The organism is Nitrosopumilus cobalaminigenes (assembly GCF_013407145.1).
Classification (GTDB): Archaea; Thermoproteota; Nitrososphaeria; order Nitrososphaerales; family Nitrosopumilaceae; genus Nitrosopumilus; species Nitrosopumilus cobalaminigenes.
This window is the reverse complement of sequence record NZ_CP026993.1, coordinates 843,910-862,226: the sequence shown is the minus strand read 5'-3', so window position 1 is coordinate 862,226 and position 18,317 is coordinate 843,910. Positions and strand designations below refer to the sequence as shown.

The window sequence follows — 18,317 nt, the reverse complement described above, 5'->3', positions numbered from 1 at the left end:
TCAATATTTGATAGCTTATATTTAGTGAATAATTTTTCAATATTGTTCATGGTAAAAAAAATCGATCTACTTGATGTGGTACAGAAGATTCTCAAACTAGATTCTAAAATGAGATTTGCCGCAATTATTGATTCTAAAGGAAATATTAGAGAAGCCATTATGAATGCAGGTAAAACCAATCTTAAATCTCAAAAAGAAGAAGAACATTTCTGTAAACAAGTTGCACAAAGACGTGCAATGAGAAAAGAGTTTGATAGATCACTTGGCAAAGTCAGATATGTGCATGTTGAAAGAGAAAAAGTTTCTCAAATGGTAATTTACACAAAAAGAAATATTGTATATTTTACCATGGAACCTGAAATGCCAATTAATACTAAAATTAGACTAATTACAAAAATCAAAAAAATTACTGCAGACCTTTAAAGTTAATAGCGGATTTTTTAATACATGACATTTCACAAATATCTTGGCGACTCTAAGATGTTTGAGTTTGACAAACATTACCGCGAATGTCAGCAACAAAACAAGCCTTTCATCAAAGCAAAAATTAATCTAATACATCAGAACTACTTTGTTCAAATAGATTTGATGACATGTGATTATAATTTCTTAGAAAATGATCAAAAACAAGTTCAAAAAATGATTGATGATGAAATTAATTATGTCAAATCAAATAAAAATTATGATTTTCAAGGTTTTAGTATCGATAAAGAACTTGCATGGTTTGATGGTGTTTCTTCAGAACACATGGATAAATTTTGTAATGCATTATATGATTTGACTCAAAAAAATCACAATTAAAATCGAATTAGATTTTTCAATATTTTATCAATTACTTGAATTTCTTGTTTTCTTTCTTTAATTGTGGACTGATTCCATTCTTTGGCAAATTCTGATTGTTTATCCATTCTTTCTAATTCTTCGATGTATTTGACTAGGTGAATTTTGTAGTCATGAAGCAAATCTAGATGTTTATTGTGGTTTTTCTCAGTTGGTGTGGTCATTCCATTCCTCTTCTGTAATATCTGGAAACATGTCTCTTATTCTTTTTTTATCTTTCTCCATGGCGTCAATTCTATTATCTAAATGACTAAGAATTGCAGGTTCTCCTTCTTCCTTTTTTTCAGCTTCTATTTGTGAAATTACTTTAGTTAGTGATTTGTAATATGAGATGTGGTTTTTCTTTGATTCCTCTGAAGTATCTTCGTCTTTTACATCCATGATTTTTCATTATCTGTTGAAAATAAGTACTTGATCATTGATTATCAGTTTACACTAATATTGAAATTATGTCATTGTATTTCATGAAAATCTTAATTGATGAAATGGATGATGGATGGGATGAGAAACTCAAAGAATTAGGATATGATGCTTACAGTGTTAAAAAGCTCCGGAGTGATGGACACAAGTTACGAACAGACTATTCTGTGATTAACTATGCTAAAGAACACAATATGGTATTAGTTACTCGTGATACTGAAAGTGGTCAAGCATGTGAGGAAAATGATCTTCCATACATATTATTAGATAATGATGAAATTTTTAAGATTGTTTTAGAGAAACTAAAAAATTCCTAGTTTACATTCTTTGAATCTATTTGTGCTATTCTCAAATTTGCGAGAACTTCATTGAGAAAATCCCCCTCTTCTTGATGCATGATACTATTCATAATTGATTCCCAACAATCATTGATTTTTCTAGTTATTTGAGAATACATTTGGTCTTTTCTAAATGCAGGATAATATGATAATAATTTCATTATTCCATCAGTTGATTGAATGATGTGTATTTGATGAATTATTGAGCGTAGTCTTTCATGAAATGAGAATTTCTCTTCTTTGACCATTTTTTCAAAATTTGATATTTCTTCATATATCATTTCTACTTCTTTATGTAAATTTTTGAGTTGACTGTTTACTGATTCAGACAAGTTGATCAACTCGTATTCAATATGTGATCTACTGTGTACTTTTTTGTCAATCTCTCCTGCTTCAACTAGAGCACTAATTTCCCTATAGACAATTTTTTCATTACCTACTTTTTCTATTACTCTTTTTGCTAATTCTGTCCCCCTGATTTTCCCGTTTTCATTTAATACTCTGATAATTTCTGTTTTAATAATTTCTGAATTTTTATCCATAATTTTCTCCTAGATTTTATTTTTGATATTTTTCTAGTACTGCTTTCTCTCCAATCTCATTAATCTCTGTTACTAGGTCTTCTAGAATTCCAATCCCCTTTTGTATGGGTTCTTTTTCCAAGTTTTTGTATTCTAATTTTTGTTTTAATACCATTCTTTCATTATTTACAAAACTTAACAGTGGGACATTTTCCCCCATATTCAAATTTGTGAAAAAATCAATGTACTCTTCAGTAGATTTGATTGCCATGTTTTATACACTGTATCCTAGTATTTGTTTGAAATCCTTCAATCTAAGTTTATTTACAATTTTGATAAAATAGTCCTATGGATAGTTGTGATAGGCGTGTACGTGCTTACAAAAATGGAAAAACCTTTGATCAATGCAGAGACATGGCAGAATCCCTGAACCCTGATTTTAAAAAACACATTGAAGATAATGGCAAGGTTCTATGGAGTGAAATTTTAGAAAAAGTCGATCATGATGAAATTGTTTACAAACTCACGCTCAAATTTTTACGTCGTGATGGTTATGACATTGGGAATCACAAAATACCTGAAGTAAAAAAATTTTAACTTGGGCTAATTTTACAACTGCCATCATCATTTCTTAATTTCTTTGCCATGATGTATGGTGTAATGAGTAGAACTGGAATTGATATGGCAATAAAAAATGTCTGTAATTGTGTTAGTGCAATTGATAATGCAATTCCACTTGCTGTTCCGATAAACACTGACAAAAATGTTCCAGCACATGTAGGACAAGCAATGAATAAACCAGCTGCAGCCCCTATACTGCTTGCTCCTCTGCCTTTTTTAGAAATTGTATATGCGTTTACTGCAATTGCTGCGTTTAATCCTACCAAATATGATACAATTACTTGTAACACCAAGTTAACTGGAATTACATTCAATCCTATGTGTTCTGTAAGATAAATAATTATTTGAGGCATGTATCCTGGTCCATCACAACATGGAGCTACAAATCCTGATGGAATTTTAGCCCCATAATGATATGAAAAATCTACTTCTGGTTGATACACTAGAGTTCCAGAAATTAGGGAAAAGAATATCCCATATCCGATAAATGTTGCAACAAATATTTTCCTTGATTTAGAATTCCATGTTGTAAGTGCAATAATTGTAGAAAGATCTTTACCTTTGTTTTCAACTTTTTCTCTATGATACCTGTAGATTCCAAATGCAATGGCTCCAAATGATGCTAGTAAAACAATGTAAAACCCATAAGCAATTCTTTGAATTGAATCAATTGCACTTGGAGTCAAAAGTTCAGGATCTTGATATCGTCCATACATCAAAAATAAAACTGCTATAGTGCCAAATCCTAAAATGATTAATTTTTTTCCTTGATTGGTGCTTTTATTGACGCTAGTTTCCACAATTTGGAATTTTTTACTACGACATTAAATTCTATTCTAATGGATTTGATGATGATTTTGTCTATACTTTAATGGCTTATTGAGTATTGAGAGACTCTTTGATTTCTTTTAAGACATGTTTTGTCATATCCTGTAAAAATACAAAATCCTGACTTGTTTCTTCTAGAATGCTCATGTACTATCTGTAGTAAATTGTATTGATAAGCATACGTCAGTTAGATCTGTTACACAATTTTAGCCTCAAAACCTGTTCCTAAAATGAAATATTGATTTGAAAAATGGCACAATTTTAGCTTAGTCTAGGAACAAAGATGTAGATGATTGCAATTATCTCCAATCTTCCAAAAATCATCAAGAATCCCAAAACAATCTTTGTTGCAGGATCTGTATCAAAATCAATCACTCCTGCAGAGAGCCCTCCTGTGGTAATGACGCCAGCTGCTTCAAAAAATGCATCTTGAAATGGAACATCTTCTATTGCTGCTAGATGTACCCCTGTGATTGCTGAAATTGTGGGAAATAGTGCTATGATGATAAGAGTTGAAATTATCTCTTTTTTTGATTGTGATGATAGTTCTGCTCTTCTTGCTTTACTAAGTAAAGATTTAAGATCTTTTAGATGGAATAGTCTGAATATTTTCAAACCTCCTGTTGTTGAAAATCCACATCCTCCAATGAACATTAGAATTATCAAGATTGTATGTGCACCACCGTTTAATCCCGCAAGACTATCGATTTGAAGTCCTGCTGTAGTGCTTGCTGATACTGAATAAAATGCACTCTGCATTGGATCTAATCCGCTTACTCCTAAGAACAAAACAGTTGCACTTCCTAAAATTGCAAAATATGTTAAAACTTCTTTTCCAAGTTTTGGCGATAGGAATTTTTTTCTTACAAATGCATAATGGAACGTAAATGGTAATGCTCCTAGAATCATTGCACCCATTAAGATGATGTGTTCTTGCCATACCAAATCATCTAAAATTGTTGATGTTGGTGTAAATCCACCAGTTGCTAATGTACTCATTGCCAATGAAAAATTATCTATCATAGATAACGAGAAAATATCTATGATATCTCCTTCTCCAAATATGTGTAGCAGAAATGCTACAATGACAATGTAGATTGCAAAGATGACTGTAATGGTTAAGAATAATTCTTTCATGTGTAATGTTCTTCCAGAAATAAAACCACGCATTGATTGTAATTTTGATTCTGGATAAAATGCGGTAATTACCAGATAAATGAAACTCATTCCTCCCACTAGTTGGGTATAACTTCGGAAAAATGTGAAACTCCGAGTTAGTTCTTCAGGTTCATCAAATAATGATATTCCTCCTGTGGTAAATCCTGCAGCACTTGAAAAGAATGCATTACCAAATACCTCGAAACTTGTTTCATCACTTGGAAATACATACAGATATGGAACTGTTCCAAATAATGACAGCAAAAACAGGCTTGAAAATACCAAAATTGACGCCTGTTGGAGATTTAGACTAGATTTTTCACCATAAGAATTGAGGAAAAATCCAGTAACGAGTAAAAGAACCGTAGTAAGGTAAATTCCAGTAGCAGTTAGTGTATCTTCTAACACTGTTGCAACAATTGCTGGTACCAAAAGTAGCACTCCTGCAAATTGTAACACAAATCCCAGATTACCTAAAACCGCTTTTACTGGTGGACTGAGAAGACGAGGAGCAGTAGCTGTTGCATCTCTGATTACATTTGCAATCACTGTTTGGAAAATCATCCCAACGACTTGATTTTTCTTTGAGATTACTGGAAGTTTTCTAATATTGTTATCTCTCATTATGTGTAAAGCATCTTGTAAAGTTGATTTTTCATTTATTGTAATTAATGGGGCACTCATAATGTCTTTTAATGTTGTAGCTTCTGCGTACACTGTAACATCACTTACTTTACTTAGAATATCTTCGTCTGTAACAATTCCTACAGGGAGATTATTTTCATCTGTAACTATGATGTCGTCTGTCTCATAGTGACGTAACATTCTTGCAGCTTCTCTTGTTTGTGTATTTTTTCCAAGTATCAGAACGTCTTTGTCCATGTAGTTTGTAACATACTTGTTTAGAACATATGATACAGCACGTTCTGGATTTGTTGACATGAAGCTACCTTAGTTGGGGATTTTAAATAATTTGGGGTTACGCGTGAATCTTGATCGTCTAAAAATAATTTACCCTTTTATTTTACAGATATTGATCTGTAATTTTTGCTATCTTTATAAGCACTAAAGAGGAAGTTTATGCGTAATACAATGGAAATCGATCAAGCACAAGAGCCTGATTATGACTCTGTAAAAATCAATTATGTCGGATTTGTTGATCCTTACGCTGTTGAAGGAATGGTTGTTCTAAAGGCAGATAATGGAAAAGAATTCCATATGCGTGCATTTTCTGGTGAAGTTGCAAAACACATCTCAAGTTTTAGTGAAACTCAAGGTGAGGCACCTCCGTCAATTTACAAAATGATTGAAGAGATTTGTGAGCAAAGCGAACTGGTATTGGTCAAAGTGAAAATTTATGAAAGCGGTGAGGTGTTACGTGCAAATCTATACTTTACAGGTAAAACTGACCTTGTTTTGAGAAATTATCGTGCATCTGATGCAATGGCTTTGGGGGCATTTTACAAAATTCCAATCCTTGTTAGGAAAAATCTTCTCAAAGAAAGTGTAGAGGCAGAATAGTTATACATTTGACTATTTTTAATTCGAATGGTTTTTCTTCTAGTGTGATGGTGAAATTTCATGAATGAACAAGAGCAACTAATGGATAATTTACTCAATGTTGACCTTGAAATTATTGATGTTGTAAGAGAACTACATCAGGGAAATTGGGATTCAATATCTATGAAAGAGCAGGTTGGAGATTTATTGAAAATTCGTGATGAGATGGTTCAAAAATTAATGTCTATGAAAGGTGATGATCATTCTTGTGATTGTGGCCATGACCACGCACATGAATAATCAACTTAATTCTTCAAAAAAATTGTCTGGAAATTTTTTCTTTATTTTTATAATTTCTAATTCATAGTTACGAATTTTTAATCGAATCTCTTCTTTTTCTTTGCCCTGTTTTCCTTCTAATGATTCTTGGAGAATTTTGATTTGTTTTGTTAGTGTCTTGTACATTATTGAAAATTCTGGAAAATTTTCAGGTAGTTCATCGCCCATTAGCTAGATTAAATAGACATCCTAATAATACTGGTTATGAAAATTCTACTACTTTCTTTACTTGTCATTATATCTGGAATGGGCATGGCATATGCGGCTCCCATAACTGCACAAACTACATCAGAAGATAAAATCCATTTTGTTGATGAACAAATCATGATAATGGCTGATATTTCAAACAATCAAGACACACAGCAAACTTTTGCATATATCACTCAGGTGAGAAATGATGACAATGTTGTAATTTCTTTATCTTGGCTGACTGGCTCGTTATCTCCTAGACAGTCATTTTCTCCTACACAATCCTGGATACCTACTGAACCTGGAACATATCAAATTCAGGTATATGTTTGGGAAAGTATTGACAATCCTTCAGCGTTATCACCACCATTATCTATGACGATAAATGTCAGCGAACGTCAAATATGATTAAATAAAACACGCTTCATAATTCGGCAAATTCATCATCTATCAGTATAGCTTAGAAGGTTGAATAATCATCAGCATTTTTACTCATATTCTCTAGGATATATTTTCATTCCATATGAAAAATGAGAACGTTTTTCTCATGATTGATTTTCACTACAGTATTGGCAAATTTTGAAAAAATCTATCAACGAGTATCTGAACAAATAATTCAAAGATGTCATGGGGCAATCAAAATCACTAAACATGGTAAAGTCATTGAAGTATATGATACCAAACGTCACATTTGGAGTCATGGTTTAGCTGGTCTAATAATCAAAGAAGAATGCCGAAATGCTGGTTTGAAAGAATGGGAAGTTGCTAGATACATTAGACCTCGCATTATCGCTATGTTGTTAGAAGATAAAAAAGGCTTGTTATCTACAAGATTAGCTCCTGATAGCAAAGAAAATAAAATTAACAAACGATTATTCGATGTGCAATTCTCAAAGAAACCAATTTCAGAGAAATCAGCTACAAAGAAACGAATTTACAAAAAAGATTCCACAAACAAAACTACAAGAAAACCCATTTCAAAATCAAAGAAATGATTTTACTTTGAAATAATGATGATCAGTAACCTACCTTTCTGATCAAATGCGGTTCTTTTAACATAATTGTATCATCTTTAGTTGATGACAAATCCACTTGACTAAGATTATGATTTGTTATCACAATTAATGCCTCACATCTTGAACAAAGAATTGTTTTGCCGCTGGATCTTTCTTCTCTAACTATGTCTTTTTCCAGTCTGTCTTCTTTTTGACATGTGGGGCATAATCTTGGCTCCTTTAGAATGGTGATAATTTCTTTGATGAATATCGTCCTGCCCATGGTTCATTGTTAAGACAAGCCTCTAAAGAATGATATTGTTAATTGGTATCAGCATTCCATTTTGAATGTCAAACCGTTTTAATCATTCAAAATTAGAACGAGTGGTATTCAGTATATTCCCACACTAACCAATTAACACTATTTTGTAGTATTTCTCAAAAATAAATTTTTGGGCATGTTAGATTGCTTTTCTTAGTAATTCATTGACTGTTTTGGAATAACTAAATGTGGCATTCTCTTTTTGAATTTTTTTTGCTTGATATGCTCTGATTTTTTTGTCCAAATCATTTTCAATCATTATGGTGACTCTTCTTGCCATGAACAAATTTTCATTTTTCTGTATTAATACAAGGCATCTTTTTTCTGCTAGTGGTAATTCCTTTCATGTTTAAAAGACAGAAATGTTATTTAGTTAAGGTAGATTATAATTTACAATATATTGAAATATTTCTTGAAATAATTCATACTAAATGTTAAATAGTTATTTGTCTTATACTAATTGATGTCGTTAGTTATAAAATCTGGCGATTAGATTGCGCTGCCCCGCAGAACAAACAAGGCAATCAAACGTTTAGACGTTTGACCACGAGAGGGAATCTCTCATAGTTCTGCAGTTAGGGGTTTGCGCCTTTTCATTTCTTTTGTAAAATTGATGTATTTTTTCAAAATTGGTTTTAGTATATTTTAAAAATTGTCTATGTAACTATTTCATCGAGTCTGTCTTCTTCTTGAGCTCGTTTAATCTCCATGGCAATTCTTCTGCCGACTCCAAATGTTTGTCCATATTGATATTTTGTGTATGGGCTAGTTGTAGCTACAATTGGATTCCCTGGAACTCTTAATGAGACATCATATACGATTAATTCCAAATCTTTTGTAATTACACTTTGTAGTGAAAATGGCCCTATGATTCCTGGGGCGTATTCTTTTTTGACTGCTGCAACAAATTTGTCTCCCATTCTGAGTACTTTTTCAAGTAGTGACTCTCGTATGCTGGCCGGTGTGTGACCTACTTCAATATTTTGTAAATCAATATCTATTTCCAATTGTTCCCTTGCTGGAAGTGCATTGTAATCATGGATGTTAGTTTGTAATCTTCTTTCAATCCCAATAAAATCTACTTGGTTTGAAATTGGTGTGTGGAAGAAATTAAAATTCATGTATGTTCCAATTGCTAATTCTTCAATACTTGCTTGCTGAAGATCTTTTCTGGCAATTACCCCTTGTTTTATTTTCTCTTCAGATTTTTGTACATAATCTTTGTGAGATGAAACTGTAAAGAATGCTCTTTCTAATGGTCTCTTTTTTTCTTGTACTTTGACAATACATGGCTTGTTGATTCGTTTAGGATCCTTGAATAATTTGGGATATTTTATTCTGGCTTTTTCTAAAAGATAGTATTGACCTTTTTTTGCCGTTCTTTCCTCAGCTTGGAATAGTTTTCTATTTCCAAATATTGGAACTTTGAACGAGTTCTCAATTGTTTTGTAACCTAAATAGACTGTAAGTGATCTATGTGGGACTATGATTGTATTTGAATCTCGTAATTCTTTTTGATATTTTGCTGATGCCATATCCTTGAATTTATCAAGTACTGTAATCTCATCAGCAATTCTGCCAAATCTTTGGTAAGGTCCTTCTCGTCCTTTTTGACAAAAGACTCTGGTTTGGAAATCTTCATCTTTTGCACCATCCATAATTTCAAGTGCAGAGTGACTACCAAGAACTCCGATTTTCACATCAGAATAATCGTTGACTATCTTTTTGATCTCAGAACTCTTAATCACATTATGCCTAGATATTGGGATCTAATATAGCTAATTTTTGAAAAATTAGATCGGGTGCAATCAATAGACTTTTCTCAATTGGCGTTTGATACGAATCATGCTTTACCACTTTGAAATTCAAATGCTTGGTGCAATCATTCTTCCTGTAATGCTTGCTGGTGGTATTATCATGTGGTACAAGCGAAGAAAAGCAAATCGGGAATTAGAAAATGCTGAAAATGATGAATTCCAAAACCTCTAGTGGTAAGCAATCCTTTCTATCTAATACATAAAATACTCTGGTTTCCCATATAACATATTGAAACTTGTAATTGGAATTACTGGCAGTACTGGTGTAATCTATGGAATCCGAATGCTTGAAACTTTAAAAAAATTAAACATTGAAACTCATTTGATAATTTCTGAATGGGGTGAAAAATGCATTTCTATGGAAACTAAATTCACTCCTGAATATGTAAAATCTTTAGCAACTAATACTTCTGATGAAAAAAATATGGCATCCAGTGTTTCTAGTGGAACTCATAGGATTGATGGGATGATTGTAGCTCCATGTAGCATGAAGACGTTGGCTGCAATTGCAAATGGCTATGATGATACACTAGTTGCACGAGCTGCAGGTGTAACAATAAAAGAATCTAGAAAATTAATTTTAATGGTGCGCGAAACTCCTCTATCTGCAATCCATTTAGAGAATATGTTAAAACTTGCAAGATTGGGAATTGTAATTTTGCCACCTGTAACTGAATTTTATACCAAACCAAAATCTATTGATGATATTGTAAATCATGGTGTAGGAAAATGTCTAGATCAATTTAACATAGAGCACGATTTATACCCTCGATGGGGTACTCTCTAAATTACCATTGCCAAAGTTTTCTTTAGAAAAAATAGTTAACAAAGATAGAACCAGTGTTTTTGATATTTTCTCTGATTTTGAAAACTATCAAAAAATAATCCCACAACATTATCCCTCAATTAGAGTTCGCTCAATGCGTGGTGCAGTGTCTGTAGTTGAAGAGCATTTGATTTTGGGGGATTTGGAATTGTTAATCATGGCAAAACACGTTTCTCAAAAACCTATCATACATGAAATTTTTGTTATTGGTGGCGATGCAAAAGGAAGTAAAATAAAGCAAGAATTCATTGAACTTGAAAACGCAACCAAAGTTCTTGTGGATGTTGATTTAAAATTTAAAGGGAAAATGAAATTATCGATGATGTTTGGGAAAAATAATTTCAAACATGATTATGATGTGATATTAGATGATTTTGTAAAAATTGCTGAAAACTAGTCAGATTTAATCTCTTTATCCTTAGATGTACCGTCAATTTCATCTTTGAATTCTTTGAGATCTTTGTCTGCCTCGATTTTTCCTTTCTCAAATTCTCCTTTGGCTTTACCAAATGTTTTTGCAAGTTCTGGAATTTTCTTTGCACCAAAAATCAATACACCAATCACTACTACTAATACGATGATCTCAGTACTTCCTAGCATATTATACAAACTTGGCTGATTTCAGATTTAAGTGTTCAACTTTTTTCGTTCTTTACGCTCAATCAATAACATGCCTGCAGCATACAACCCAATCATTGGACCTGCAACAAACATCATTGTGACTCCTGTTCCATCCGGAGTAATTATTGCACCAAAAATTACTATGATTACTATTGCATATCTGATATTTTTTCTCCAAAAATCTACATCGACCATTCCTGATGCAGACACTGCATACATTACAAGAGGAAGTTGAAATGAAAAACCAAAAGCTAACAAAAATTGTAATACAAATGTTACAAATTCCATTACGTTTAGGAAAGTGATGAGTCCTGCCCCTTCTCCATATCTATACAAAAAATCTAACATGTATGGGATGACAAAATTATATGAGAATACACAACCTGCAATGAATAATCCTAAAGCAGGTAATGAGATACTTCTACTAACGTTGATTTCGTTTTCTTTCAGTGCTGGCTTGATAAATCCTACAAGCTCTTTGATGATTACAGGCATTCCTGCAACAACTCCTACAAGTGCTGCAACATACATTTGAGCAAAAAATGCTTGTCCTGGTGCTGTTTGAATCAAATCTACATTTTCTGGAACAAGATTTAATCTCATGTGATTTGTAATCTGAGCTGCAATGTTGTGAGTTGGTTCTAGCGTCGGATAATACAAAGTAAATTGATTGATTTGTATTGGTTCTGCATGAAACATTAACAAAAATGCCGCAATCCCACCGATTACAATAACAATTCGAACTAGACGTTTTCTTAATTCTTCAAGATGCTGATTAATGCCTTCCAATTCGGACATCTGATATCTTTGATTCTAAACTATATCAATTATGTGGGAATTGGCAATAATTTTGCTTCTGGCAGTCCTGCTTCTTTGAGTGCTTCAGCAGTAATTCCTCCAAATTCCAATGATATGATAGCTTTGGTGTTAAATTTCACTTCCATTTCTTTTGCTAATTCTGCAATGTCTTTGGGAGAGTAGATTTCTTTTGAATCTTTAAGGAATATTCTGTCTCCTTTTTCCATCTCTTTTCCGTTGTATTTGCTTTGTAGGAATTTTGTAATTTCAGGTAATTCTTTTCTGTCTATGTTGTTGTGAAAATAACAGATTCCTTTTACTGATTCATAATCATAGGCTGTTCCATTTCTATACATGAATACCCCGATAAAATGAGCCTCGTCTTCTGGTTCTCTAACACATTTGATCTCCCAGTTTAACAGATTTTTTTCATCATATGCATATCCGCCTAGTTCTTCAGATGTGATTTTCCAGTATCTCATTCTACCTTTTGCCATTATGAAATATTGAGAATTATTCTGATATAAATTCCATCTCTATGTGACTGGTAAATATTGTCTTTTTTTATAGTAAATTGACGTATTGTCTATGTGGGATCAAGAATTACAGTAGTGCTGAATCCTTCAAATGCTGAAAAACTCAGAAACATACAAGCAAAGATGATCAAAACATCTCCAAAATCTGTCAGTTTTTCACACGTTCTAAATCTTGTTGTACATGAAGGTTTGAAGAAATTCAAGGCATAATCAAAAAAAGAAAATTATTCAAGTATTGACTCTATTTCTAATACGGTGAAATCAGAAAATCCTCTATATTCAATTAATGTGAATGATTATCCTAAACTCTTTGATTATGTACTAACTTCTGACGGTCTAGTTTTCTTTCAATCTTTGAAAAGAAAATATGTTCTTGGAAAAGAGATGGCTTTGGATGAATACAATAAACTTTGATTACTCTATGTGTACTATGCAACTGCAAATCGAAATCCAAAGGATGTATTTGCTTGGCAAGATATTTGCATAACTCTTGATGACCAAGGGATTTTTGAAAAAGATATGTTTCTATCAAAAGAAGATTTGAAAAATAAATTATTGATTATAGAGAATCCAAATTATCAATCTGGTCTCTATAGAAAATACACTGAATTTGTTAAAGAAAACATGAATTCATAGTAACCGGAACTGGGCTGGGAGATATCTAAACAACACTAGTCCTCAGATCCGGAAACCTGATTGATATCTCAAAATAACTATAAAAGCACAAAATTATTCAGAAGATTGATTAACCTCGATTCTATTTTTCAACTTGTTTATGACAACTTACAATGTTCATGTAACAATTGAAAACAAGCCTGGAATCAGTGATCCTGAAGGAGAAACAATTCTAAATGACTTAGTCCTTAAAGGAACTCACAAGAGCGTTTCAAAAATTAAAACAGCAAAGATGCTAAAATTCACTATCGATGAAAGCGATAAAGAAACTGCTCAGTCTAAAGTTCAAGAAATTTGTGATGATTTGAGAATTTACAATCCTATGGTGAGTAAAGTAACTGTTGATGTTTTTGAAAATTAAATTACTCTGATCGTAAAAAATGAATAATTAATCATATAGTATAAACATCTCTGAATGTTAAACTAATTGTGAAAGTTGGAGTTGTAGTTTTTCCAGGTAGTAACTGTGATCGCGATATGTATCATGTGTTGACTGATGTTTTTCATCTTAATGCTGAATATTATTGGCATGAAAAAGGATTGCCTGAAAATATTGATGCCGTAATTCTTCCTGGTGGTTTCTCATATGGTGACAGACTGCGAGCAGGTGTGATTGCAGCACATAGTCCAATAATCAAAGATGTTCAGAAAATAGCTGAAAAAGGAATTCCTGTCTTGGGTGTATGTAATGGATTTCAAATTCTAGTCGAATCAGGATTACTTCCTGGAGTTTTGCTCAAAAATGAATCTCTAAATTTTATGTGTGAATGGACTAATCTTATTGTTGAAAATAACAAGACTCCGTTTACAAATCAATTCCAATTAAATGAAAAAATTCCTATCCCGATTGCAAATGGTGAAGGGCGCTACTATGTTGATGATGAAACTATGAAAAAATTAAAAGAAAAAAACCAAATTGTTTTTAGATATTCTGAAGTTGTAAACGGTTCTACAAATAGAATTGCAGGCGTATGTAATGAGGATGGGAATGTTGTAGGTATGATGCCTCATCCTGAAAGAGCAGTTGAATCTGATATTAATCCAATTGATAACAAACCTTCTTCTCTAATTTTTGAATCACTATTAACGCAAATGGGTGTCGCCAAATGAGTCTGGAAGATCAAGAACTCTCTGAGCTCAAATCAAAAATTGGCAGAGACCCCACTTCAACTGAATTACAAATTGTAGCTGCTGAGTGGTCTGAGCATTGCTCTTACAAATCATCAAAAAAACATTTGAAAATGTTGCCAATGGATGGTCCTCTTGTAATTAATGAGAAAGGATATGATTCAGGCGTTTTGGATGTTGGTGATGGATATGTGGTCACTGCTCACATTGAAAGTCATAACCATCCTTCTGCAGTAGAACCATACGGTGGTGCAGCAACTGGTGTTGGTGGAGTAATTCGTGATATTTTATCTGCAGGAACTAGACCTATTGCAATTTTTGATGGATTAAGATTTGGAAATATTGAAACTGATTTGCAAGCTAGATGGCTTTTCAAAAATGCAGTTACTGGAATTGCTGATTATGGAAATTGTTTAGGAATTCCAACAATTGGCGGTGAAGTGGAATTTGATGAATGCTATGAAAACTATGCAATGGTTGATGTTGCTGCATTAGGTTTTGGTAAAAAAGAAAATTTGATTAAAAATCATGTTGAAAAAGACGACATTGTTGTATTGATGGGAGGCTCTACTGGTAGAGATGGCATTGGTGGCTCTCAATTTGCATCTGATTCTTTAGAATCTGAAGACCGTTCTGCTGTTCAAATTCCTGACCCTTTCATTGAGAAATTAATCATAGAGGCCGTTTTGCAGGCTCGAAATGATGGTCTTATTCATGCAATGAAAGATCTTGGTGGTGGTGGCTTATCTTGTGCCGTTTCTGAAACTGCTGATGCCATGGAAGTTGGAATTGAGATGGATGTTGACAAAGTTCACACCCGAGAGTCTGACATGCACCCTGATGAAATTATGGTTTCTGAATCCCAAGAAAGAATGTTAATTGTTACCAGTAAAGAGAAACTTTCAAAATTACAAGAAATCTGTGATAAATTTCGTATTGGTTGCTCTGTAATTGGCCATGTGAAATTTGACAATAACGTCCACATCAAAAAAGGTGAAAACACTGTTGCGAATTTACCTGCTGATGTTGTAGCAAATGCAACACTGCTTGATTTACCTTCAAAGGAACCTGCTTATTTGAAAACTATAGAAACTGAAAAGAAATTTGAATCCATTTCTAATTACTCTGAAACTTTGATGAATTTACTTTCGTCTCCAAACATTGCAAGTAAGATTTGGGTTTATGGACAATATGATCATGAGGTTGGAATTAGAACTGTAGTAAAACCTGGATCTGATGCATCTGTACTTCGATTAGATAATGGGAAATATCTTTCAGCAAAAATTGATGGCAACCCCAAACAATGTTACATTAATCCACGTGAAGGTGCAATTGGATGCTTTGAGGAAGCATGTCGAAATGTTGTTTGCACTGGAGCAAAACCCATTGGAATGCTTGATCATCTTCAATTTGGCAATCCTAATGATCCTGAAATTTTCTGGACATTTTTGGAATCCTTAAAGGGGTTGACTGATTTTGCAAAATTCTTTAAAATTCCATGTGTTGGCGGAAAGGTCAGTTTGTACAATGAGACTCCAAAGGGCTCGATAAAACCAACTCCCGTTATTGGCGTTATTGGACTAATTGACAAGAAACCATCAGTACCTCAAAGGGTTTCTCAAGATGACTGTCTTCTAATTATTGGTGATACCAAAGATGAGCTTGGTGGCTCTGAATACTTTGAATATGTGCACAAATTTGTGGGTGGAAAATGCCCTACAGTTAACTTTGAGGATTCAAAAAAGAATATGGAATCTGTTCTTGACATAATTGACAAAAATCTCATAAAATCTGCTCACGATTGCTCCAAAGGCGGATTGGCAATTGCTGCATCTGAGATTTGTATGACTAATCAAATTGGTTGTCAGGTATCCTTGGATAAAGTTCCTGGAGAAAAATTGGACGTTGATAGAATTTTGTTTTCTGAAAGTCATTCTAGATATCTGATATCTTTTGAGAAGAAAAATCTCTCAGAACTTGAGAGTGTTCTCAAAACCCACAAAGTTTCTTTTAGACAAATTGGTCAGTTTGGAGGTGAGAAAATTCAATTTAACAATGCTTCAGAATCTATCATCAATGTAGATGTTGAGTCCTCTCACAAAATATGGTTGCATTCCCTTCCTAATTTGGTTCTTCATGGTAAGAAAACTCTTTGATATCAATGGCTGAAAAATCAAAGAAAAAATCTGACCGAAAACAGAAAGGTGAAAAGTTAGCTAAACAAAAAGAACGTATTAAAAAATACAAGTCTGAGCAACAAAAAAAGAAAAAAGGGAAAAAGCCCAAGAAATATTAGAAAACCTTAACTTGTATTCCTACTCATCAGATCAGATTGGTTTGTTTTAGATGTGATGGTAAAGGCAAGTACAAAAATCAATTTGGCATTATGGAAAAATGTGAATCTTGTCAAAAAAAGGAAATGTCTTTTGAACAAGTCAATAGGGAACCAAATTCAAACGAAGAAGGGTTTTGAATTAAAATAACAATTCTCTTTGTCAGCCTCCATGGATTTAATCTAAGATTATAACTCAGAAATCATAGTATTTGATATGACAAAGGTTCTGCTTTACATTGCAACAAGCTTGGATGGATACATTGCAAGAGAAAATGGTGACATTGATTGGTTGCCAGAATCTTCTGAATCAAGTTATGACGTATTTTACAAGTCTATTGATACTGTCATGCTAGGCAAAACTACGTATGATCAAGTGTTAACATTTGGAGAATATCCATACAAGGATAAGAAATCATTTGTTTTTAGTAGAACTAGTATGAATAACGATAACCATGTGGAATTTGTATCTGATATTGAAAAATTCGTTAAAGATGGTTTTCCCGGAGCAGGAAAAAATATCTGGCTTGTTGGAGGAGCCAAAATTATTGCGTCGTTTCTTAAGATAGGGTTTGTAGATGAAATAATCACAACTGTTATTCCTGTTCTTTTAGGAAAAGGAATTTCACTATTCCAGAGTATTGAAAATGAAACAAAGCTTGAACTTGTTAAAACAGAAAAGTATGGTCAATTAGTCGATTTACATTACAAGGTTCTAAACTAAAACCGCAATTCTCTTTGAAGGCTTGCAACATTTCTAAATGGGTTGATATTATAGAATCATGATGGGCAGTAATGACAAAATACTCTTGAGAAATCTTGGTATTGCATCTGCAATGGTGATTATTGTCATCGCCGTATTGTCTCAAACCGATATTGCAGAAACTGCCGATAACGACCAAACTTGCCTAACTGAACAAGAAATTGAAGATCGTTTAGAATTTTTCAATAAGGAATGTCCAGTTAATTTTGAAGATTTTAGATTTGAATCTGCCAGTGAATGTTTTGAGCAGAAAGTAACCTTGTTTGATCCTAAAATATGTGATCTGTAAATTACAAGCCTGGTGGTCTATAGTTTTTCATAATAACCTGCTCTTTTAGGCTCAAAATATCCTAGATATTCTCTCATGATTTGCAATATGCTAGGATGCAATACCGAAGCTTATGCTCAGGTAATGTTCTATCACTTTGAGATGGGGAGCTCAAAGCCCTATAAGCAGATCATGAGATTTTGTATTATTCATGCTAAACAAATTTCTGATGATGATTCTGTAATTCGGGTTCAAGTATTGCAATGAGGGAGATCAAAATTGATATTTTGGATAAAGACTATCTTGATTTTCTATCTGTATGTGTTGATGAGGAATTATCTGTTGAGGATAAACTCAAAAACATTATCAAATATCATTTGATCACTTATCGGAATAGGAAAAAAATCAGGAATCAAAAATTGTTTTCTGATCGCATAAAGTGATCAGCATTTTTATTGTTCAAAGTTAGTTATGGATCAGGG

The 18,317-nt window shown here is 33.1% G+C and carries 33 protein-coding genes; 20 read left to right on the top strand and 13 right to left on the bottom strand.

Annotated elements, in window-relative coordinates; translation table 11 throughout:
• Positions 1 to 48 precede the first annotated feature (48 nt).
• Both C5F47_RS05290 and C5F47_RS05285 read left to right on the top strand, forming a co-directional pair.
• Positions 49 to 423 carry a DUF6659 family protein gene (locus C5F47_RS05290; RefSeq protein WP_179360073.1) on the top strand — a complete coding sequence of 125 codons (375 nt, stop codon included), beginning with the start codon at positions 49 to 51 and terminating at the stop codon, positions 421 to 423.
• A gap of 24 nt (positions 424 to 447) precedes the next feature.
• Positions 448 to 801 carry a hypothetical protein gene (locus C5F47_RS05285; protein ID WP_179360072.1) on the top strand — a complete coding sequence of 118 codons (354 nt, stop codon included), beginning with the start codon at positions 448 to 450 and terminating at the stop codon, positions 799 to 801.
• Here the strand turns inward: C5F47_RS05285 and C5F47_RS05280 are convergent.
• On the bottom strand, positions 798 to 1,004 hold the full coding sequence (locus tag C5F47_RS05280; protein WP_179360071.1) for a hypothetical protein: 207 nt from the start codon (positions 1,002 to 1,004) through the stop codon (positions 798 to 800). The genes C5F47_RS05285 and C5F47_RS05280 overlap by 4 nt on opposite strands.
• Positions 988 to 1,221, bottom strand: coding sequence for a hypothetical protein (locus C5F47_RS05275; RefSeq protein WP_179360070.1), 234 nt, complete (start codon positions 1,219 to 1,221; stop codon positions 988 to 990). The genes C5F47_RS05280 and C5F47_RS05275 overlap by 17 nt, the downstream gene beginning before the upstream one ends.
• A gap of 83 nt (positions 1,222 to 1,304) precedes the next feature.
• Between C5F47_RS05275 and C5F47_RS05270 the strand changes: the two genes are divergently transcribed.
• The gene (locus C5F47_RS05270) at positions 1,305 to 1,577 is read left to right on the top strand and encodes a DUF5615 family PIN-like protein (protein ID WP_179360069.1); all 273 of its coding nucleotides are present in this window, start codon (positions 1,305 to 1,307) and stop codon (positions 1,575 to 1,577) included.
• Here C5F47_RS05270 and C5F47_RS05265 read toward each other — a convergent pair.
• Positions 1,574 to 2,140 carry a hypothetical protein gene (locus C5F47_RS05265; RefSeq protein ID WP_179360068.1) on the bottom strand — a complete coding sequence of 189 codons (567 nt, stop codon included), beginning with the start codon at positions 2,138 to 2,140 and terminating at the stop codon, positions 1,574 to 1,576. The two genes, C5F47_RS05270 and C5F47_RS05265, sit on opposite strands and share 4 nt — an antisense overlap.
• Positions 2,141 to 2,156: 16 nt before the next feature.
• Positions 2,157 to 2,390 carry a hypothetical protein gene (locus C5F47_RS05260; protein WP_179360067.1) on the bottom strand — a complete coding sequence of 78 codons (234 nt, stop codon included), beginning with the start codon at positions 2,388 to 2,390 and terminating at the stop codon, positions 2,157 to 2,159.
• Between the two features lie 77 nt (positions 2,391 to 2,467).
• Here C5F47_RS05260 and C5F47_RS05255 point away from each other — a divergent pair, with 77 nt between their 5' ends.
• Positions 2,468 to 2,716 (top strand): hypothetical protein, encoded by a 249-nt coding sequence (locus C5F47_RS05255; RefSeq protein WP_179360066.1) that lies wholly within the window; start codon positions 2,468 to 2,470, stop codon positions 2,714 to 2,716.
• On the opposite strand, the gene C5F47_RS05250 is transcribed toward C5F47_RS05255, so the two are convergent.
• Together C5F47_RS05250 and C5F47_RS05245 are read right to left on the bottom strand one after the other, a co-directional pair.
• Positions 2,713 to 3,540, bottom strand: coding sequence for a hypothetical protein (locus C5F47_RS05250; protein ID WP_179360065.1), 828 nt, complete (start codon positions 3,538 to 3,540; stop codon positions 2,713 to 2,715). The genes C5F47_RS05255 and C5F47_RS05250 overlap by 4 nt on opposite strands.
• Before the next feature lie 289 nt (positions 3,541 to 3,829).
• Positions 3,830 to 5,668: a potassium transporter TrkG gene (locus tag C5F47_RS05245; protein ID WP_179360064.1), complete on the bottom strand. Its 1,839-nt coding sequence runs from the start codon at positions 5,666 to 5,668 to the stop codon at positions 3,830 to 3,832.
• A gap of 150 nt (positions 5,669 to 5,818) precedes the next feature.
• Here C5F47_RS05245 and C5F47_RS05240 point away from each other — a divergent pair, with 150 nt between their 5' ends.
• Together C5F47_RS05240 and C5F47_RS05235 are read left to right on the top strand one after the other, a co-directional pair.
• The gene (locus C5F47_RS05240) at positions 5,819 to 6,247 is read left to right on the top strand and encodes a bifunctional nuclease family protein (protein ID WP_179360063.1); all 429 of its coding nucleotides are present in this window, start codon (positions 5,819 to 5,821) and stop codon (positions 6,245 to 6,247) included.
• Between the two features lie 60 nt (positions 6,248 to 6,307).
• The gene (locus C5F47_RS05235) at positions 6,308 to 6,526 is read left to right on the top strand and encodes a hypothetical protein (RefSeq protein WP_179360062.1); all 219 of its coding nucleotides are present in this window, start codon (positions 6,308 to 6,310) and stop codon (positions 6,524 to 6,526) included.
• On the opposite strand, the gene C5F47_RS05230 is transcribed toward C5F47_RS05235, so the two are convergent.
• Positions 6,527 to 6,733: a hypothetical protein gene (locus C5F47_RS05230; RefSeq protein WP_179360061.1), complete on the bottom strand. Its 207-nt coding sequence runs from the start codon at positions 6,731 to 6,733 to the stop codon at positions 6,527 to 6,529. It lies immediately after the preceding gene.
• Between the two features lie 36 nt (positions 6,734 to 6,769).
• On the opposite strand from C5F47_RS05230, the gene C5F47_RS05225 reads away from it, so the two are divergent.
• Together C5F47_RS05225 and C5F47_RS09670 are read left to right on the top strand one after the other, a co-directional pair.
• Complete coding sequence (locus C5F47_RS05225; RefSeq protein WP_179360060.1) at positions 6,770 to 7,162, top strand: hypothetical protein; 393 nt, start codon at positions 6,770 to 6,772, stop codon at positions 7,160 to 7,162.
• Between the two features lie 161 nt (positions 7,163 to 7,323).
• Positions 7,324 to 7,749, top strand: a complete 426-nt coding sequence (locus C5F47_RS09670) for a hypothetical protein (RefSeq protein WP_246271036.1) — start codon at positions 7,324 to 7,326, stop codon at positions 7,747 to 7,749.
• Positions 7,750 to 7,771: 22 nt separating this feature from the next.
• On the opposite strand, the gene C5F47_RS05215 is transcribed toward C5F47_RS09670, so the two are convergent.
• From C5F47_RS05215 to C5F47_RS05205, 3 genes are all read right to left on the bottom strand, one after another.
• Positions 7,772 to 8,032, bottom strand: a complete 261-nt coding sequence (locus tag C5F47_RS05215; RefSeq protein WP_179360059.1) for a hypothetical protein — start codon at positions 8,030 to 8,032, stop codon at positions 7,772 to 7,774.
• A 178-nt stretch (positions 8,033 to 8,210) separates the two neighbouring features.
• Positions 8,211 to 8,351 carry a hypothetical protein gene (locus C5F47_RS05210; RefSeq protein ID WP_179360058.1) on the bottom strand — a complete coding sequence of 47 codons (141 nt, stop codon included), beginning with the start codon at positions 8,349 to 8,351 and terminating at the stop codon, positions 8,211 to 8,213.
• A 376-nt stretch (positions 8,352 to 8,727) separates the two neighbouring features.
• Positions 8,728 to 9,819: a formate--phosphoribosylaminoimidazolecarboxamide ligase family protein gene (locus C5F47_RS05205; protein ID WP_179360057.1), complete on the bottom strand. Its 1,092-nt coding sequence runs from the start codon at positions 9,817 to 9,819 to the stop codon at positions 8,728 to 8,730.
• Between the two features lie 97 nt (positions 9,820 to 9,916).
• Between C5F47_RS05205 and C5F47_RS05200 the strand changes: the two genes are divergently transcribed.
• The 3 genes from C5F47_RS05200 to C5F47_RS05190 are packed head-to-tail and all read left to right on the top strand — an operon-like array spanning position 9,917 to position 11,111.
• Complete coding sequence (locus tag C5F47_RS05200) at positions 9,917 to 10,060, top strand: hypothetical protein (protein ID WP_179360056.1); 144 nt, start codon at positions 9,917 to 9,919, stop codon at positions 10,058 to 10,060.
• A 57-nt stretch (positions 10,061 to 10,117) separates the two neighbouring features.
• Positions 10,118 to 10,675, top strand: coding sequence for a UbiX family flavin prenyltransferase (locus C5F47_RS05195; protein ID WP_179360055.1), 558 nt, complete (start codon positions 10,118 to 10,120; stop codon positions 10,673 to 10,675).
• Between the two features lie 7 nt (positions 10,676 to 10,682).
• Positions 10,683 to 11,111, top strand: a complete 429-nt coding sequence (locus tag C5F47_RS05190; protein ID WP_179360054.1) for an SRPBCC family protein — start codon at positions 10,683 to 10,685, stop codon at positions 11,109 to 11,111.
• On the opposite strand, the gene C5F47_RS05185 is transcribed toward C5F47_RS05190, so the two are convergent.
• Genes C5F47_RS05185 through C5F47_RS05175 form a run of 3 tightly spaced genes read right to left on the bottom strand, consistent with a single transcriptional unit; the run spans position 11,108 to position 12,630 of the window.
• Complete coding sequence (locus tag C5F47_RS05185; RefSeq protein ID WP_179360053.1) at positions 11,108 to 11,314, bottom strand: Sec-independent protein translocase subunit TatA/TatB; 207 nt, start codon at positions 11,312 to 11,314, stop codon at positions 11,108 to 11,110. The genes C5F47_RS05190 and C5F47_RS05185 overlap by 4 nt on opposite strands.
• Before the next feature lie 27 nt (positions 11,315 to 11,341).
• A complete protein-coding gene (gene tatC / locus C5F47_RS05180) occupies positions 11,342 to 12,133 on the bottom strand; it encodes a twin-arginine translocase subunit TatC (RefSeq protein WP_179360052.1) in 792 nt (263 codons plus the stop codon).
• Positions 12,134 to 12,162: 29 nt separating this feature from the next.
• Positions 12,163 to 12,630, bottom strand: a complete 468-nt coding sequence (locus C5F47_RS05175; protein WP_179360051.1) for a hypothetical protein — start codon at positions 12,628 to 12,630, stop codon at positions 12,163 to 12,165.
• Between the two features lie 93 nt (positions 12,631 to 12,723).
• Between C5F47_RS05175 and C5F47_RS05170 the strand changes: the two genes are divergently transcribed.
• From C5F47_RS05170 to C5F47_RS05140, 9 genes are all read left to right on the top strand, one after another.
• Positions 12,724 to 12,879 (top strand): hypothetical protein, encoded by a 156-nt coding sequence (locus C5F47_RS05170; protein ID WP_179360050.1) that lies wholly within the window; start codon positions 12,724 to 12,726, stop codon positions 12,877 to 12,879.
• A 78-nt stretch (positions 12,880 to 12,957) separates the two neighbouring features.
• The gene (locus C5F47_RS09780; protein ID WP_281361062.1) at positions 12,958 to 13,083 is read left to right on the top strand and encodes a hypothetical protein; all 126 of its coding nucleotides are present in this window, start codon (positions 12,958 to 12,960) and stop codon (positions 13,081 to 13,083) included.
• Between the two features lie 9 nt (positions 13,084 to 13,092).
• Positions 13,093 to 13,305: a hypothetical protein gene (locus C5F47_RS09665; RefSeq protein ID WP_246271035.1), complete on the top strand. Its 213-nt coding sequence runs from the start codon at positions 13,093 to 13,095 to the stop codon at positions 13,303 to 13,305.
• A gap of 139 nt (positions 13,306 to 13,444) precedes the next feature.
• The gene (gene purS / locus C5F47_RS05160; RefSeq protein WP_179360049.1) at positions 13,445 to 13,705 is read left to right on the top strand and encodes a phosphoribosylformylglycinamidine synthase subunit PurS; all 261 of its coding nucleotides are present in this window, start codon (positions 13,445 to 13,447) and stop codon (positions 13,703 to 13,705) included.
• A 68-nt stretch (positions 13,706 to 13,773) separates the two neighbouring features.
• On the top strand, positions 13,774 to 14,454 hold the full coding sequence (purQ, locus tag C5F47_RS05155) for a phosphoribosylformylglycinamidine synthase subunit PurQ (RefSeq protein ID WP_179360048.1): 681 nt from the start codon (positions 13,774 to 13,776) through the stop codon (positions 14,452 to 14,454).
• The gene (gene purL / locus C5F47_RS05150) at positions 14,451 to 16,628 is read left to right on the top strand and encodes a phosphoribosylformylglycinamidine synthase subunit PurL (RefSeq protein WP_179360047.1); all 2,178 of its coding nucleotides are present in this window, start codon (positions 14,451 to 14,453) and stop codon (positions 16,626 to 16,628) included. Before purQ ends, purL begins: the two co-directional genes overlap by 4 nt.
• 5 nt (positions 16,629 to 16,633) lie before the next feature.
• Positions 16,634 to 16,768, top strand: a complete 135-nt coding sequence (locus C5F47_RS09775; RefSeq protein ID WP_281361061.1) for a hypothetical protein — start codon at positions 16,634 to 16,636, stop codon at positions 16,766 to 16,768.
• Positions 16,769 to 17,021: 253 nt separating this feature from the next.
• A complete protein-coding gene (locus tag C5F47_RS05145) occupies positions 17,022 to 17,528 on the top strand; it encodes a dihydrofolate reductase family protein (protein ID WP_179360046.1) in 507 nt (168 codons plus the stop codon).
• 58 nt (positions 17,529 to 17,586) lie between these two features.
• Positions 17,587 to 17,856 carry a hypothetical protein gene (locus C5F47_RS05140; protein ID WP_179360045.1) on the top strand — a complete coding sequence of 90 codons (270 nt, stop codon included), beginning with the start codon at positions 17,587 to 17,589 and terminating at the stop codon, positions 17,854 to 17,856.
• The last annotated feature ends 461 nt before the right edge of the window (positions 17,857 to 18,317 follow it).